The organism is Streptococcus parasanguinis, assembly GCF_019929185.1.
GTDB lineage: Bacteria > Bacillota > Bacilli > Lactobacillales > Streptococcaceae > Streptococcus > Streptococcus parasanguinis_O.
The window spans coordinates 13,924-29,275 of sequence record NZ_JAHZPC010000008.1 but is presented as its reverse complement, the minus strand read 5'-3'; the positions used below and the strand labels follow the sequence as shown (position 1 = coordinate 29,275).

The window sequence follows — 15,352 nt, the reverse complement described above, 5'->3', positions numbered from 1 at the left end:
TTGGGGCCTAGAAATTGTCTTCCTCTCTTGAAAATGGTATTCTAATGGAAGAAAATAAGGGGGAGTTATGAGTAAAAAAGCTGTCGTGTTTTCAGCGGATCTATCTTATATGGAAAAGTTGGAAACCGCTATGAAGTCACTGTGTGCCCATCAGGATCAGTTGAAAATTTATGTCTTAAATGAGGATCTACCAACAGAGTGGTTTACTATCATGAATCAGCGCTTGCGCCAGTTGGATTCAGAGGTGATCAATTGTCGGATATCTCCCGAGCAATTCCAATCCTTCTCGCTTCCAAGTGACCATATTCACTATGCGACCTATTTCCGTTACGCTATTCCAGAGTTTGTGGAGGAAGAACGGATCCTCTATCTGGATTGTGACATGATCTTTACACAGGATTTATCGCCTTTATTTGAGGTCGATCTAAAAGGTTATGGACTGGGCGCGGTGGTAGATAAGCCAACGACGATAGATGGATTTAATGCTGGGCTTTTGGTGATTGATAAGACTTGGTGGCAAGAGCACCAAGTAACAGAGGCTCTTTTTGACCTCACTCGCGAGCACCATCAGCATGTCTACGGAGATCAAGGAATTTTGAATCTGTATTTCAAAGATGTTTGGTATCCATTACCTTGGACCTATAATCTACAAGTAGGGTCTGATAAGGATCAATATCTCTATGGGGATTTGGACTGGTATGATGCCTTCCAAGGGATTCCTGCGGTCATTCATTACACCTCTCATAATAAACCATGGACCTCCAAACGCTTCAATCGTTTTCGTGAACAATGGTGGTTTTATTATGCCCTCTCTTGGGAGGAAATTTTGCTTCGAAAACCGATTTTGAAGCAAAATTATCAGGATCTAGTGGGAACTTTTCCTTATCATGCGGCTATTTATACCCATACAGCAGATATCCACGAGTTGGAGACGTTGTTAAAAGAGTTGCCAGATGTCGCGATTCATGTTCTTGCCCATAGCCATTTTGGCTTTAACTTGGTGCAATTAGAACGCTACCCTAACCTCTTTCTTTATCCCTCTTTTGATCCCTTGACCAGTCGAAAAGTCCTAGAAAAATTGGATTTCTATCTGGATATCAATCCCTATGATGAGGTGGATCAGATGACGCAAAGGATTCATCAATTGGGCTTACCGATTTTCTCTTTTGAAGGAACCAATCATGTGGAGAATGGAGAGAATCAAGTATTTGCGGATGATCAGGTGCAAGAGATGGTGGCAGCGATTCGCGATTATTTAAAGAGAAATGAGAAGAAGCATGGAAACAAATGAAGTAGTGAGTATCATCATTCCCATCTATAATGTAGAAGCTTATTTGAGACAATGTTTGGAAACGGTTGTCCATCAGACTTACCCTCACCTTGAAATTATCCTGGTCAATGATGGTTCGCCAGACCAATCAGAAGAGATCTGTAAAGAATTTTTTAGGAAGGATGCGCGCATCCGCTACGTTCGCCAAGAAAATGGGGGCTTATCTGCTGCTCGGAATACAGGGATTGAGCTAGCGACTGGTGATTACATCACCTTTATTGATCCAGATGACTGGGTGACGGAGGACTATGTAGAAGTGCTCTATCGCCAACTTCAAAAGTATAATGCGGATGTTTCCGTAGCCAACTATAACCTCTATGATGACAGTAGTAGCAAATACTTGATCAAGGTAACGGACGACGATTATTCAGAGACCCTTTATGAGGGGAGAGAGATCATGGACCACGATGCCATCCAGGAGACCAGAGATATGGCCTGGGCTTGTGCCATGATGAAGCTCTATAAGCGTAGCTTATTTGAAGGGCTTCGTTTTCCGGTTGGAAAAAATGTCGAGGATAACTTCCTGATGTACAAACTCTTCTTAAAAGCCAATCGGGTGATTCATACAGAGAAATGTATTTATTGGTATCGTGTGGGCCGCTCAGATACTCTGTCCCAGGTGTGGACAGAAAAGCGAGTCGTCGATGAGATGGAAGCTAAGCAGGAGAAGTTGGCTCTACTGGGGATGTTGGGCTATGATTTGACCTGGCATCGTTATATCTATAAAACGCGCTTGAAACGGGCCCTTGAAAAATTAGAGGAAGCAGGCTTGCAAGGGTCAGAAACCTATGAGCGCGTGGTGACCAACCTCCGTTTTATTGAAACGATAGACTAACCCCTTATTGATGAGAAAGGATCAGCATGTTCATTATTGCATCAGAGCAGACCAGAGAGCTGGATCGTTTGCAAAAATACTTGGACAAACTTGGCCAGCCCTACCGGGTATTTGTGACTAATCTGGAAACAGATTTGGACCAACAGACAGAGAGTCTTGCGACCTTTTTTACCCAAAAAGACCCAGTATCAAAAATTGGAAAACCTTTATTTTTCAATAATCTAGCAGTTCCAGAATTATGGGAATGTTGGACACTAGGGATCACGACCTATCTTTTTGATGGGGAGGAACGTCGTGCCAACGTGGTTTTGCGAGAGGATATCTTGTCTCGAACAGTTGACAGAGTGGAATGGTTTGGTCAGGGAGAAGAGATCGTATCCATTGATGTCTACAACCGCTATGGCTGGAGAAGCAAACAGAGTCTCCTTACGGAAGCTGGCCAACCATATTTAGACATCTATTTGAACCGTCAACAAGAAGAAGTCTTGCTTCACTTTGTCTCACAAGGAACCTTTTTGCTTCAAACTCCTAAGGGACGGGATCGCCTGTATGCCAATAAGAAAGAGCTGCAAAGAGCTGTCCTAGAACAAGTCTTGCCGGAAGATGAAGCTATTCTTTTGATGGATAAGGTATTGCTAGATGTTGTGAAAGAGAAACCAAAGGAAAGACTCGCATACTGTGCCAGTGACGCTAATGATCTAGACGAGATCAAAGAACAAGTCAGTCAGATTTTGTTGGTAGAAGATGGTCTGTTGAGAGAGAAAAAAGACGGAATCACAGCCTTGTCAGGGCTGGTAGATGTGGAACAGGAAAGTTTTCAACCAGAAGCCCTGGTCATGACGGCTTCTCAAGAGGTTGAAGGTTTATCTAGACTGGCCCATCAATTCCCACAAGTGACCTTTCACATTGCTGCTTTGACGGCTATGGGTCCAAAATTGACAGATTTAGCGACTCGCTCCAATGTGCGCCTCTATCCAGGGATTTCGCTGGACAAATATGAGGACTTGTTATCCAGCTGCTCAATTTATCTGGATTGCAACCAGGGAGAAGAAGTATGGAGTAGTAGTCTTCATGCTCTTGAAAATGGGCAAGTCTTATTTGGTTTGAAGAGCACGGTGCATCAGGAAGCCTATAAAGACTTGAGCACGATCACAGATACAGTCGAAGAAATGGAACAGCAACTAGATACGTTGCTCCAGCAGCCAGAAACCTATAAAGAATTGGTAAGAGAGCAAGCACGAATCTTGAAATTACCTGAAAAAGAAGCTTTGGAAGAGCTGTTTAAGCGATTAGAGGGAGGGACCGCATGACCATTTATACCTTTAATCTATTAGTGGGATTTGAACCCAATGGGGTCGATGTTGCACAGGCCTCTCGGGCAAAGATGCTCCGGGGTCTGGGAGTGGCAGCGAAGTTTGTCTTTACCACTTGGCCCACTCCAGAAAAATTGGCCTATTACCTCTCATTGGGGCACCGGGATGAGGAACTGCTTTTTGCCCATTTAGCTTTTACGGATCAACAGACTACGGTCCCTCAAAAGTCGGTAGGGGCCTTGCAAATGGAGTTTCAACTGACGCGTCTGGATGTTGTTGAAAAAACGGAAAGAGTCATTCGCTACCAATTTGCGGATGGAAACGCCCTGACCTTTCATCTGGATCCCTATCATCCAAACTGTGTCCGCTATGTAGACTATCTTTTGGCTGGAAATAGGATCAAGCGAGAGTATTATGGAGCTTGTAAACTTGTCACAGAGTATTTTCAGTATGGTAGTGTTGTCAGACGGACCTATCACCATCAAGATGGGACTATCGCTTTTGAAGAATCGAGGTTCGGTGGAAGCTGGCTCTATAAACTGGGGCCTGAGATTTTAACCAACCATACAGAAGTGATGAGACGTTTTTTGTCGCAGCTGTCGCTAAAAGAAGAAGATCTGATTTTGCTTGATCGGGCTTCGCGCATGGATTTTGCCCGTCCTTTGTTGGAGAAAGCTGCTCCTTCAAAGCTCGCTATGGTGTTTCATTCGGAGCATGAATTTGAAAATGGCCATCTCAATTATGAATATTATTATGTGTTCAAGTATGCCAAACGCTTCGATTATTTTATCACGGCAACGGATCTTCAAAAAGAAGTCTTGGAGCAGACACTTGCTAAACAAGGATGCCAAGGAATTCCAATCTATAGCATTCCAGTAGGGCATTTGGAAACATTGACGGAACCACAAGGAGATCGGCCTCACTTTAGTGTGCTCACAGCTTCCCGTTTGGATCCAAGAAAACGCATCGATTTGGCCATTCGAGTAGTGGCCAAAGCTCATGAACAACTCCCAGCCCTTCAGTTTGATATTTATGGGAAGGGTGGAGAAGCGGACAACTTGCGCCACCTGATTCAGGAGCTTGCAGCACAAGATTATATTCACCTACGCGGTCATGCGGATCTTCAGCAGATCTATCCTTGCTACCAAGCCTACCTCACCACTTCTCAGTGGGAGACCTTTGGTTTGACTTTGATGGAGGCGGCTGGAGCAGGTTTGGCCTTGCTGGGCTTTGATGCCCGTTATGGCAATCCGACTTTTATAAAAGAGGGTGAAAATGGCTTTTTGGTACCTTATAGCGAGACAGTGCCAGAAGAAGAGCTGGTGAAAGAGTTGGCGGACAAGCTGGTCCAGCTCTTTGAAAGCGACCTCGCCCCATTTCATCAGGCTTCTTATGACTTGGCCTCTTCTTACCTCGATTCTAACGTCCAGGAAGTCTGGAAAGAGACTCTGATGGAGATGGGGCAATTCGGCGGAAAAGAAATATAAATGAAGAATCTGTAGCGACAAAAAAGTCCTACAGATTTTTTCTAAGGCAAGCAAATTGGGCTAAATTATGGTAAAATAGAGGGTATTGAAAAATCATCATTTCACGAAAGGAAGCAAGATGAAAATTACGCAAGAAGAGGTAACCCACGTTGCCAATCTTTCAAAATTGAAATTCTCTCCAGAAGAGACAGCTGAGTTTGCGACAACCTTATCGAAAATTGTCGACATGGTGGAATTGTTGGAAGAAGTGGACACAACAGGTGTTGCCCCAACAACAACCATGGCGGATCGCAAGACCGTATTGCGTCCGGATGTTGCTGAAAAAGGGACGGACCGTGACCGCTTGTTTAAAAATGTACCTGAAAAAGATAACTATTACATCAAGGTACCAGCTATCCTAGAAGATGGAGGAGATGCCTAATGTCATTCAACCATAAAACCATTGAAGAGTTGCACGACCTCCTTGTCTCTAAGGAAATTTCAGCAACCGAATTGACACAAGCGACGCTTGATGATATCAAGGCGCGTGAAGAAGCGGTTAATGCCTTTGTAACGGTGGCCGAAGAAGCTGCCCTTGCGCAAGCTAAGGCCATTGATGAAAAAGGAATCGATGCAGACAACCTCTTGTCAGGGATTCCACTCGCAGTCAAAGACAATATCTCAACAGATGGCATCTTGACCACTGCAGCATCAAAAATGCTCTATAACTACGAGCCAATCTTTGATGCGACAGCTGTTGCCAATGCCAAAGCAAAAGATATGATTGTCATCGGGAAGACCAACATGGATGAATTTGCCATGGGTGGATCTGGTGAGACTTCTTACTATGGGCCAACCAAGAATGCTTGGGACCACAGCAAGGTGCCTGGTGGATCTTCTAGTGGTTCAGCAGCTTCTGTCGCTTCAGGTCAAGTCCGTTTGTCCCTTGGTTCAGATACAGGTGGTTCTATCCGCCAGCCGGCTGCTTTTAACGGGATTGTTGGTCTCAAACCAACTTATGGAACAGTTTCCCGTTTTGGTCTCATTGCTTTTGGTAGCTCGCTTGACCAAATCGGACCGTTTGCACCAACGGTTAAGGAAAATGCCCAATTGCTCAATGTCATTGCCAGTGAAGATGCCAAGGATTCAACTTCTGCACCTGTTCGTGTAGCAGACTTTACTTCTAAAATTGGGCAAGACATTAAAGGCATGAAGATTGCCCTTCCGAAGGAATATCTTGGGGAAGGGATCGACCCAGAAGTCAAAGAAACCATCCTTAATGCGGCCAAACACTTTGAAAAATTGGGAGCAACTGTCGAAGAAGTTAGCCTTCCACACTCTAAATATGGGGTTGCCGTTTACTACATCATCGCTTCATCTGAAGCATCTTCAAACTTGCAACGTTTCGATGGGATTCGCTATGGTTTCCGTGCGGAAGATGCCAAGAACTTGGATGACATCTATGTGAACACTCGTAGCCAAGGCTTTGGTGATGAGGTTAAACGCCGGATCATGCTGGGTACCTTTAGTTTGTCATCTGGTTACTACGATGCTTACTACAAGAAAGCTGGTCAAGTTCGTAGCCTTATTATCCAAGACTTCGAAAAAGTCTTTGCGGATTACGACCTCATCCTTGGACCAACAGCTCCAAGTGTAGCCTTTGATTTGGATTCGCTCAACCATGATCCGGTTGCCATGTACTTGGCTGACCTCTTGACCATTCCAGTCAACTTGGCAGGTCTTCCAGGAATTTCGATTCCTGCAGGTTTTGCGCAAGGTCTTCCAGTTGGTTTGCAGTTGATTGGTCCTAAGTATTCTGAAGAAACTATCTACCAAGCTGCAGCTGCCTTTGAAGCTACGACGGATTACCACAAGCAACAACCCCTTATTTTCGGAGGTGACAATTAATGAACTTTGAAACAGTCATCGGACTTGAAGTCCACGTTGAATTGAATACAAACTCAAAAATTTTCTCACCAACCTCTGCTCACTTTGGGAACGAGCAAAATGCCAATACCAATGTGATTGACTGGTCTTTCCCAGGGGTGCTTCCTGTCTTGAACAAGGGTGTTGTGGATGCTGGTATCAAGGCTGCTTTGGCGCTGAATATGGATATCCATCAGCACATGCACTTTGACCGGAAGAACTATTTCTACCCTGATAATCCAAAGGCCTACCAAATTTCGCAATTTGACGAGCCAATCGGTTACAACGGTTGGATTGAAGTGCAATTGGAAGACGGCTCAACTAAGAAAATTGGGATTGAACGGGCCCACTTGGAAGAAGATGCTGGTAAGAACACGCACGGAACAGACGGTTTCTCTTATGTAGACCTTAACCGTCAAGGGGTTCCATTGATCGAAATCGTATCTGAAGCAGATATGCGTTCTCCAGAAGAAGCCTACGCCTATTTGACAGCTCTCAAAGAAGTCATCCAATACACTGGCATTTCAGACGTCAAGATGGAAGAAGGATCGATGCGGGTGGATGCCAACATTTCCCTTCGCCCATACGGTCAAGAGGAATTTGGTACCAAGACGGAGTTGAAAAACTTGAACTCTTTCTCAAACGTGCGTAAAGGTCTTGAATACGAAGTGGAGCGCCAAGCGAAAATCTTGCGTTCAGGTGGTGTCATTCGTCAAGAAACGCGTCGTTACGATGAATCCAACAAGAGTACCATTCTTATGCGTGTCAAAGAAGGAGCGGCGGATTACCGTTACTTCCCAGAACCAGATCTTCCCTTGTTTGAAATCTCAGATGAGTGGATTGAGGAAATGCGTACGGAGTTACCAGAGTTTCCAAAAGACCGTCGGGCTCGCTACGTGGCAGAGCTTGGGTTGTCTGACTATGATGCCAACCAATTGACAGCGACGAAAGTCACTTCTGACTTCTTTGAAGCAGCTGTGGTCCTTGGTGGCGATGCCAAACAAGTCTCTAACTGGCTCCAAGGTGAAGTGGCACAATTCTTGAATGCAGAAGGCAAAACGTTGGAAGAAATCCAATTGACACCAGAAAATTTGGTCGAAATGATTGCCATCATCGAAGATGGAACGATTTCTTCTAAGATTGCCAAGAAAGTCTTTGTTCACTTGGCGAAAAACGGTGGTGGCGCACGTGAATACGTAGAAAAAGCTGGTTTGGTACAGATTTCAGATCCTGAAGTCTTGATCCCTATCATCCACCAAGTCTTCGCAGATAATGAAGCAGCCGTAGCCGACTTTAAATCAGGGAAACGGAACGCGGACAAGGCCTTCACAGGATTCCTCATGAAAGCAACCAAAGGCCAAGCCAACCCACAAGTAGCCCTCAAGTTACTTGCCCAAGAATTGGCGAAGTTGAAAGAAGAGTAATAGATAAAGAACCAGCCGAGAGGTTGGTTTTTACTATCCATAAAATTGTGTTAGAATAGGAAAGACCATTACATATCAACTGGCATTAGGAGGAGTTACATGAACAAATTTTTAAGAGTCTTATTTGTCCTGGTTATCATCGCCATGTCTGGAGCGATTGTCTTCCAGCTGTTCTTTCCATCTTATATGGGAAGTCATTCGGGATATGGTGTTTCTGTCGGTTGGCAGCGGGAGATTGGGATTTGGAATGTGGCAGTTCTTGTGATTCTCATTGCTGTCAATCTCAAATACGATTGGTTTTACCTTCGGACGGTTCTATTGGCTTTGATCCTAGGTGGGATTGGAATTGGGACGAATCATTTATTTGCTTATCTCAACTATCATTTGCCAGTCAATGGGATCGGTGCGCTTGAAAATTATCTCCTCGTCCTTGGTTGGATGGTAGGCTGGAGAATTGAAAATTCACGAATCAAGAAGAAATAAGAAGGAGCAGTCAAATGGCTGCTCTTTTTCATCTTCAGTTTTTCCTTGACAAACAAAAGGAAAACGTTTACAATTTTAAATATAAAGTTTCCTGAAAAGAAAACAAAAAAGGTGAAAACAAGGAGATCATCATATGGCTACTATGAAAGCAGCTCGCTGGCATGCAGCAAAAGACGTTCGTATCGAAGAAGTGGAAGTACCTGAAGTACAACCACATCAAGTAAAAGTGGCAGTTAAGTTCACAGGGATCTGTGGTACGGACTTGCATGAATATTTGGATGGACCGATCTTCATCCCAACTGAAGAACATGTGTATTCTGGTCAAAAAGCACCGGTTACTTTGGGACATGAATTCTCTGGTGAAATTGTAGAAGTCGGAAGTGATGTGACTCGTGTCAAAGTTGGGGATCGCGTGACGATTGAACCAATTTTGGCAAAACATAACCTAATCGGTGACTATAACCTTGATCCAAACTTGAACTTTGTCGGCCTTGCTGCAGATGGTGGTTTTGCCAAATATTGTGTCCTTGATGGAGATTTGGTTCATGTGATTCCAGATAGCTTGAGCTATGAACAAGCTGCTCTTACAGAACCTGCTGCTGTTGCTGTGTATGCCGTTCGTCAATCTGCATTGAAAGCTGGGGATACAGCCGTTATCTTTGGTTTAGGCCCAATTGGTCTTTTGATCGTTGAAGCCCTTCGTGCAGCAGGAGCATCAAAAATCTATGCGGTTGAATTGTCTCCTGAACGCCAAGCTAAAGCAGAAGAATTGGGAGCAATCGTTGTTCGCCCAGAAGAAGGAGAAACAATCGTCGAAGCCATCCATCGTTTAACAGGTGGTGGAGCAGATGTTTCTTATGAAGTTACTGGAGTTCCAGTTGTTTTAGGTCAAGCCCTTGCAGCTGTTCATAAAGCTGGGGAATGTATGGTCGTATCTATCTGGGAACGTGAAGCCAGCATCAATCCAAATGAATTTGCTATCCAAGAAAAATCTCTCAAAGGAATTATTGCCTACCGTCATATCTTCCCTAAAGTGCTGGAATTGATGGAACAAGGCTACTTCTCTGCTGAAAAATTGGTTACCAAGAAAATTAAATTGGAAAATATCGTTGAAGAAGGATTTGTTGAATTAACACAAGATAAATCTCAAATCAAGATCTTGGTTCAACCTGAATAAGCGAATAAATTTATATGAAATATATGAGGCTGAAACGTTTCGTTTCGGCCTTTTATGATACAATAAAAGTAAGGAACAGATTTAGGAGGGGACTATGTCAAAGACGATGAAAGGAACACTCATGACCTTGATCGCTGGGATCGCTTGGGGCTTGTCAGGAGCCTGTGGCCAGTACCTACTGGCTCATGGATTTACAGCAATTGGTTTGACAACGATTCGTTTAGTGTTTTCAGGGGCTGTGCTGCTGCTTCTTGCTTATCTAGCAGACCAGGAAAAAGTAAAGGCCTTTCTAAGAGACCGCTCGTCCTACCTTCCCTTGCTCTTATTTGCTTTTTTAGGGTTGTTAATGACCCAATTGACTTATCTAGAAGCGATTGATGCGACTAATGCAGGTACGGCAACTGTTTTTCAATATCTCTGTCCCATTGTAGTTTTGGCCTATTCTTGTGTTAAGGACCGAGTAGCTCCGACAGTATCTGAGGTCATTTCCATGGTCTTAGCGATCGCAGGGACCTTTCTCATTGCAACCCATGGTCAACTAAATCAATTAGCCATCACTCCTAAAGGACTAGTTTGGGGACTGGTTTCTGCCTTTGCCTATGCCCTCTACATTATTCTGCCGATTCAATTAATTCAAAAATGGGGAAGTATGTTGGTGATTGGTATCGGTATGCTCATTCCAGGACTTGTGATGATTCCCTTCACAGGAAGAAGACTCTTTCATGGCCAATATAGCATGGACAATCTGATGGGCTTAGTTGGCTTGGTGGTGATTGGGACCATATTTGCCTATACTGTCTTTTTGAAAGGAACGAGTCTGATCGGTGCAGTTAAAGGAAGTCTTCTTGCAGCTATGGAACCTATTTCAGCAGTTTTCTTTTCTTTTATCATTATGAATGAACATTTCTTTGCCATTGATTTTATCGGAATGGCTATGATCCTCCTTGCGGTCCTCTTGATTTCCCTCAAGGATCTCATGATTCAAAAAGAAAAAGGAATCTTGTAAAACCAAAACCAATCATATTTTAGTTAAAAGGTTGAGACGAAGGTCTTGGCCTTTTTGTAATCCTCGCCCTCTGAGGGAGAGTTATCACTATATAGCGTATACATCGCTAGAAAAAGATGTTAAAATAGAACAAAACTTTTTTAAGGAGATGAGGATGAAAAAGATTTTTAAATGGACCCTATTTGCTGTAGCGACCTTGAGTTTAGCGGCTTGTGGAATCAGTGCTCAAAAGACAAATTCGCAGCAAGCAAAGACAGAAAAAGCAGCGAAAAGCTCTGCATCTGACGGTCAAGTAGAGCTGAGCCTAAAAGGAGGGCAATACATCAAACCGCCTGTCCTCAATGACTCAGAAAACGGCACTTATTTGGCCCTTCAATTAGAATTTAAGAATGTTGCTAAAGAATCTATTAACGTGTCAGATTCAGATATCACCATTTACGATGCGGAGAATAACAAGGTCAAATTGCAGTCAGGAATTTATGACCAAACGGAAGCCTTCCAATTGCTCAAGAGTGATCAGTTGGCCCAGGATAAAAAATTAACCGGCTATATTGTCTTCCCAGTCGAAAAAGGCAAGAAGTACGAAGTGCAGTATGAACGAAAAACCTATAGCTCTGATAAAAAATCCAAGCCTTTAAAATTTGCGGTGGATTCTTCTCAGTATGAGGACAAGGTGGAAGCTTCCACTATTCTAGCAGATGAATACATCAATCAAGTTTACTTCAGTGGCCAACGAAAGGTCAAAAAGGATGACGCTTTTGTTTTGGGAACTGATTTGAAAAAGGAAGCCAGTGATTTCCGTGCGAAATTTGCGGCTGACTTTACTCGTAAACTACATGATTACCAATTCTCTGAAGAAGAAGTGAACCAGTTTATCGATGCTTATGAAAAGGAAAATGCTAAGCGCGCGAAATTAACCTATAAGGTCAAACAATACTTCCCAGACAAGGTAGTTATTAGCTTGAATCCTGAGACAGTCAGCATGGAAAAGACGATTTTAAACCACATGCAGACCTTCTATCAAGAACATCGAAAAGACTATCCAGGTATCATCGAGGCGAATCAGGCTCAAAATAAAGCCTATAGAGAGGAAATGATGGCTTCTCTTGCAGATCGTCCCTTGACGACGCCGGATCGGTACGACTACCAGTTGACCTTTGTTAAGAAAGATGGCAAATGGGAAGTAGAAAAAGCCTACAATAGTGATAGCTTTATGGAAAAATTCGAGGGAAATCTTTCTTAATGCTGAAGTTGGCACTCCTAGGATAGGAATCTAGGAGTGTTTTTGTCTATAGTTTGAAACTATATCAAAACCCAAGAAACAAGAATTAGACGGAAACACCTATTAGTGATAAAATAATTTTAAGTTTGAAAGGAGATGAAGGCTTGTGTCTTTTTCTTATGAAGAGTTAGCAGAGATTCGCCACTATATCCACCAACACCCAGAATTGTCTGGTCAAGAATACCAGACAACCGCCTTTCTAAAAGAGCGTTTAGAAGAGTTGGGGATTCGTATTTTAGAGAGTGGATTAAAAACTGGTCTGATTGCAGAAATTGGCTCCGGCCAACCGGTAGTGGCACTTCGAGCAGATATCGATGCCCTTCCAATTTTGGAACAAACGAATCTGCCCTACCAAAGTCAGAATCCAGGCGTCATGCATGCCTGTGGTCATGATTTTCATCAAACCAGTCTTCTAGGAGCAGCAGCTCTTCTCAAGGAAAAAGAAGATCAGCTTGAAGGAACCATACGCTTGATCTTTCAACCAGCAGAAGAAATCTCAGAAGGTGCTTCTGATGTTTTGGCAACAGGACTGTTGGAGGATGTTCAAGGAATTATTGGTTTTCACAACATTCCCCAGCTAAAAGCAGGGCAACTTGCCTTGAATGCTGGAGCTATGATGGCAGGGGTTGAGAAATTCAAGGTTACCGTGACAGGGGTTAGTAGCCATGCTGCGAGACCGGATTTGGGAGTTGACACTGTAACGGCTGTCACAACCATGGTTCAGAACTTACAATTATTAATTTCACGGACCGTTTCTCCTTTTGAAACAGCTGTTTTGTCCATTACGCACCTGGATGTGGGCTCAACCTGGAATGTGCTCCCAAAATCAGGCTATTTTGAAGGAACCATTCGTTCCTTTAATCCGAGTGTGCAAAGAGACTTGAAGGCACATTTTATTTCTATCATTCGACACATTGCAGAAAGTCTGGAAGTAGATGTGGCTTTTGAGTGGGGTGTGACCCCGCCCGTTACCTTTAATGATGAGGAATTGACGCAGGTGGTTTGGGAAGCTTCACAAGGTTTGGCTGAAGTGATTCCAGCAAATCCTTCTACTGCTGGAGAAGACTTCGCCTTTTACCAAGAGCGAATTCCTGGAGTCTTTGCCTTTATCGGTTCGAATGGAGAGCCGGATGCGCCAGACCTCCATCATGATCACATGACCATCGATGATGCAGCCTTTGAGGTATCGGTTCCCTATTATGTTGAAAATGCGCAAGCTTTATTGCGATATTTTAAGGCCAAAGAAGTGTGATAAAGAAAAACTATCACCTCCATAAAAAATATATATTAGGCAAGTAAATGCTTTTTTGATAAAATTAAAAAATACTTTTAAAATGGCGTTTTATGTGCCTGAAACGAATAAGGAGATCCTATGAATCTAAAAAAAGTGATTAAGTATTCTGCTTTAGGATTAGTTGCAGTCCTTGCAACCAGTGCTTTAGTAGCATGTTCATCTGGTAAATCAGCCAGTGGTAAGAAAACCATTGAAGTTGGGACTGTTGGAACAACCAAACCATTCTCTTACGAAGAAAAAGACGGCAAGCTAACCGGTTATGAAATCGAAGTTTTGCGTGAAATCTTCAAAGGTTCAGACAAATATGAAGTAAACTTTAACAAAACAGAGTGGTCTTCAGTCTTTGCTGGCTTAGATAGTGACCGTTTCCAAATCGGTGCCAACAACATTAGTTACTCAAAAGAGCGGGAAGAAAAATACCTCTATCCAAATCCATATGCTCGTAATCCATTAGTGTTGGTCGTACCAAAAGATTCTTCTATTAAATCGTTGGATGACATTGGTGGCAAGAAAACAGAAGTTGTTCAAGGAACATCTACTGCTAAACAATTAGAAGATTACAATAAAAAACATTCAGATAATCCAACTAACTTGCAATACACAGATGGAACCATTCAAACCATCATGGCTAATTTAGCGGATGGTCGTACAGATTACAAGATCTTCGAACGGATCTCAGTAGATACTATCATTCGTGATCAAGGCTATGACAACTTGAAGGTTATCGAGCTTCCAAGCGACCAACAACCTTATGTGTATCCAATTATTGCAAAAGAAGATAAAGACCTTCAAAAATTTGTCAACAAACGTATCAAGGAACTCTATGACAATGGAACCCTTGAAAAACTGTCTAAAAAATACTTTGGTGGAGTTTATCTACCAGAAGCAAAAGATATTAAAGAATAATATATAATTAAAGGAGACTTCAAAATGAAATTGAAAAAAATTCTTGGTTTAACAGCTCTTGCAGCTATTGCAACATTTGCTCTTGCAGCATGTGGTTCTTCAAAATCATCTAGCAAAGATGGTGAAACAACTGTAAAAGTGGGTGTTATGACTTTGAGCGACACTGAAAAAGCTCGTTGGGATCAAGTTCAAAAGAACTTGGATGACGCTAAAACAGGGATCAAATTGGAATTCACTCAATTTACAGACTACTCACAACCAAACGTGGCTGTAAAAGATGGTAGCGTGGATATCAATGCTTTCCAACACTACAACTTCCTTGATAACTGGAACTCTAAAAACGACAAGGCCCTTGTTGCAGTAGCAGATACGTACATCGCTCCAATCCGTCTTTACTCTGGTACAGAAAACGGTAAAAACAAATACACTTCAATTAAAGAAATTCCTAAAGGTGGAACAATCGCTGTACCAAATGACCCAACAAATGAAAGCCGTGCCTTGTATGTCTTGCAATCAGCAGGTTTGATTAAATTGGATACTAAGGATGGACAATTGGCAAACGTGTCAAACATCAAAGAAAATTCAAAAGATTTGAAGATTTCTGAATTGGATGCTTCACAAACACCATCTGCTCTTCCATCAGTAGATGCTGCAGTCATCAACAATACCTTCGTTCGTGAAGCAGGCGTTGATTTCAAAAAAGCTATCTATGTTGAAAAGAAAGACAACAACTCAAAACAATGGTACAACGTGATCGCTGCTAAGAAAGATTGGGAAAAATCTGATAAAGCAAAAGCAATCAAAGAAATCATCAAAGCCTATCACAAAGACAATGTGAAGAAAGTGATCGAAGAATCTTCAGAAGGAATGGACCAACCAGTCTTCTAAGATTTGATCTCAAGTGTATGAA

The 15,352-nt window shown here is 42.7% G+C and carries 14 protein-coding genes; all 14 read left to right on the top strand.

The features are described 5' to 3' along the window. The first annotated feature begins 67 nt into the window (after positions 1-67). The 14 genes from K1I56_RS06180 to K1I56_RS06115 all read left to right on the top strand — a co-directional run bounded on the left by K1I56_RS06180 (position 68) and on the right by K1I56_RS06115 (position 15,330). The gene (locus K1I56_RS06180; RefSeq protein ID WP_223325539.1) at positions 68-1,291 is read left to right on the top strand and encodes a glycosyltransferase; all 1,224 of its coding nucleotides are present in this window, start codon (positions 68-70) and stop codon (positions 1,289-1,291) included. Beyond that, the gene (locus K1I56_RS06175; protein WP_223325538.1) at positions 1,278-2,165 is read left to right on the top strand and encodes a glycosyltransferase family 2 protein; all 888 of its coding nucleotides are present in this window, start codon (positions 1,278-1,280) and stop codon (positions 2,163-2,165) included. Before K1I56_RS06180 ends, K1I56_RS06175 begins: the two co-directional genes overlap by 14 nt. Before the next feature lie 26 nt (positions 2,166-2,191). Further along, positions 2,192-3,475, top strand: a complete 1,284-nt coding sequence (locus K1I56_RS06170; protein WP_223325537.1) for a glycosyltransferase family protein — start codon at positions 2,192-2,194, stop codon at positions 3,473-3,475. Continuing rightward, a complete protein-coding gene (locus tag K1I56_RS06165; protein WP_049473134.1) occupies positions 3,472-4,965 on the top strand; it encodes a glycosyltransferase in 1,494 nt (497 codons plus the stop codon). The genes K1I56_RS06170 and K1I56_RS06165 overlap by 4 nt, the downstream gene beginning before the upstream one ends. 118 nt (positions 4,966-5,083) lie before the next feature. Further along, complete coding sequence (gene gatC, locus K1I56_RS06160) at positions 5,084-5,386, top strand: Asp-tRNA(Asn)/Glu-tRNA(Gln) amidotransferase subunit GatC (RefSeq protein WP_002884769.1); 303 nt, start codon at positions 5,084-5,086, stop codon at positions 5,384-5,386. Further along, the gene (gene gatA / locus K1I56_RS06155; RefSeq protein ID WP_223325536.1) at positions 5,386-6,852 is read left to right on the top strand and encodes an Asp-tRNA(Asn)/Glu-tRNA(Gln) amidotransferase subunit GatA; all 1,467 of its coding nucleotides are present in this window, start codon (positions 5,386-5,388) and stop codon (positions 6,850-6,852) included. Before gatC ends, gatA begins: the two co-directional genes overlap by 1 nt. Beyond that, entirely contained in the window at positions 6,852-8,294 is a 1,443-nt protein-coding gene (gatB, locus tag K1I56_RS06150) for an Asp-tRNA(Asn)/Glu-tRNA(Gln) amidotransferase subunit GatB (protein ID WP_223325535.1), read from the top strand. The genes gatA and gatB overlap by 1 nt, the downstream gene beginning before the upstream one ends. A gap of 99 nt (positions 8,295-8,393) precedes the next feature. Continuing rightward, the gene (locus K1I56_RS06145; RefSeq protein ID WP_223325534.1) at positions 8,394-8,777 is read left to right on the top strand and encodes a hypothetical protein; all 384 of its coding nucleotides are present in this window, start codon (positions 8,394-8,396) and stop codon (positions 8,775-8,777) included. Positions 8,778-8,910: 133 nt separating this feature from the next. After that, positions 8,911-9,954, top strand: a complete 1,044-nt coding sequence (locus K1I56_RS06140; RefSeq protein ID WP_023918955.1) for a 2,3-butanediol dehydrogenase — start codon at positions 8,911-8,913, stop codon at positions 9,952-9,954. Positions 9,955-10,048: 94 nt separating this feature from the next. Next, a complete protein-coding gene (locus tag K1I56_RS06135; RefSeq protein WP_201089859.1) occupies positions 10,049-10,960 on the top strand; it encodes a DMT family transporter in 912 nt (303 codons plus the stop codon). A gap of 154 nt (positions 10,961-11,114) precedes the next feature. Next, entirely contained in the window at positions 11,115-12,203 is a 1,089-nt protein-coding gene (locus K1I56_RS06130) for a DUF4352 domain-containing protein (protein WP_223325533.1), read from the top strand. Positions 12,204-12,348: 145 nt separating this feature from the next. Next, entirely contained in the window at positions 12,349-13,494 is a 1,146-nt protein-coding gene (locus K1I56_RS06125; RefSeq protein ID WP_201089856.1) for an amidohydrolase, read from the top strand. A 120-nt stretch (positions 13,495-13,614) separates the two neighbouring features. After that, entirely contained in the window at positions 13,615-14,442 is an 828-nt protein-coding gene (locus tag K1I56_RS06120; RefSeq protein ID WP_021153751.1) for an amino acid ABC transporter substrate-binding protein, read from the top strand. Positions 14,443-14,466: 24 nt separating this feature from the next. Next, on the top strand, positions 14,467-15,330 hold the full coding sequence (locus tag K1I56_RS06115; RefSeq protein WP_024056431.1) for a MetQ/NlpA family ABC transporter substrate-binding protein: 864 nt from the start codon (positions 14,467-14,469) through the stop codon (positions 15,328-15,330). The last annotated feature ends 22 nt before the right edge of the window (positions 15,331-15,352 follow it).

What these genes read in the sequence shown, in the direction of transcription:
- K1I56_RS06120 (WP_021153751.1), top strand. Translation starts at nt 13,615, where the DNA reads ATGAATCTAAAAAAAGTGATTAAGTATTCTGCTTTAGGATTAGTTGCA.
- K1I56_RS06130 (WP_223325533.1), top strand. Translation starts at nt 11,115, where the DNA reads ATGAAAAAGATTTTTAAATGGACCCTATTTGCTGTAGCGACCTTGAGT.
- K1I56_RS06115 (WP_024056431.1), top strand. Translation starts at nt 14,467, where the DNA reads ATGAAATTGAAAAAAATTCTTGGTTTAACAGCTCTTGCAGCTATTGCA.
- gatA (WP_223325536.1), top strand. Translation starts at nt 5,386, where the DNA reads ATGTCATTCAACCATAAAACCATTGAAGAGTTGCACGACCTCCTTGTC.
- gatC (WP_002884769.1), top strand. Translation starts at nt 5,084, where the DNA reads ATGAAAATTACGCAAGAAGAGGTAACCCACGTTGCCAATCTTTCAAAA.
- K1I56_RS06140 (WP_023918955.1), top strand. Translation starts at nt 8,911, where the DNA reads ATGGCTACTATGAAAGCAGCTCGCTGGCATGCAGCAAAAGACGTTCGT.
- K1I56_RS06170 (WP_223325537.1), top strand. Translation starts at nt 2,192, where the DNA reads ATGTTCATTATTGCATCAGAGCAGACCAGAGAGCTGGATCGTTTGCAA.
- K1I56_RS06180 (WP_223325539.1), top strand. Translation starts at nt 68, where the DNA reads ATGAGTAAAAAAGCTGTCGTGTTTTCAGCGGATCTATCTTATATGGAA.
- gatB (WP_223325535.1), top strand. Translation starts at nt 6,852, where the DNA reads ATGAACTTTGAAACAGTCATCGGACTTGAAGTCCACGTTGAATTGAAT.
- K1I56_RS06165 (WP_049473134.1), top strand. Translation starts at nt 3,472, where the DNA reads ATGACCATTTATACCTTTAATCTATTAGTGGGATTTGAACCCAATGGG.
- K1I56_RS06135 (WP_201089859.1), top strand. Translation starts at nt 10,049, where the DNA reads ATGTCAAAGACGATGAAAGGAACACTCATGACCTTGATCGCTGGGATC.
- K1I56_RS06145 (WP_223325534.1), top strand. Translation starts at nt 8,394, where the DNA reads ATGAACAAATTTTTAAGAGTCTTATTTGTCCTGGTTATCATCGCCATG.
- K1I56_RS06175 (WP_223325538.1), top strand. Translation starts at nt 1,278, where the DNA reads ATGGAAACAAATGAAGTAGTGAGTATCATCATTCCCATCTATAATGTA.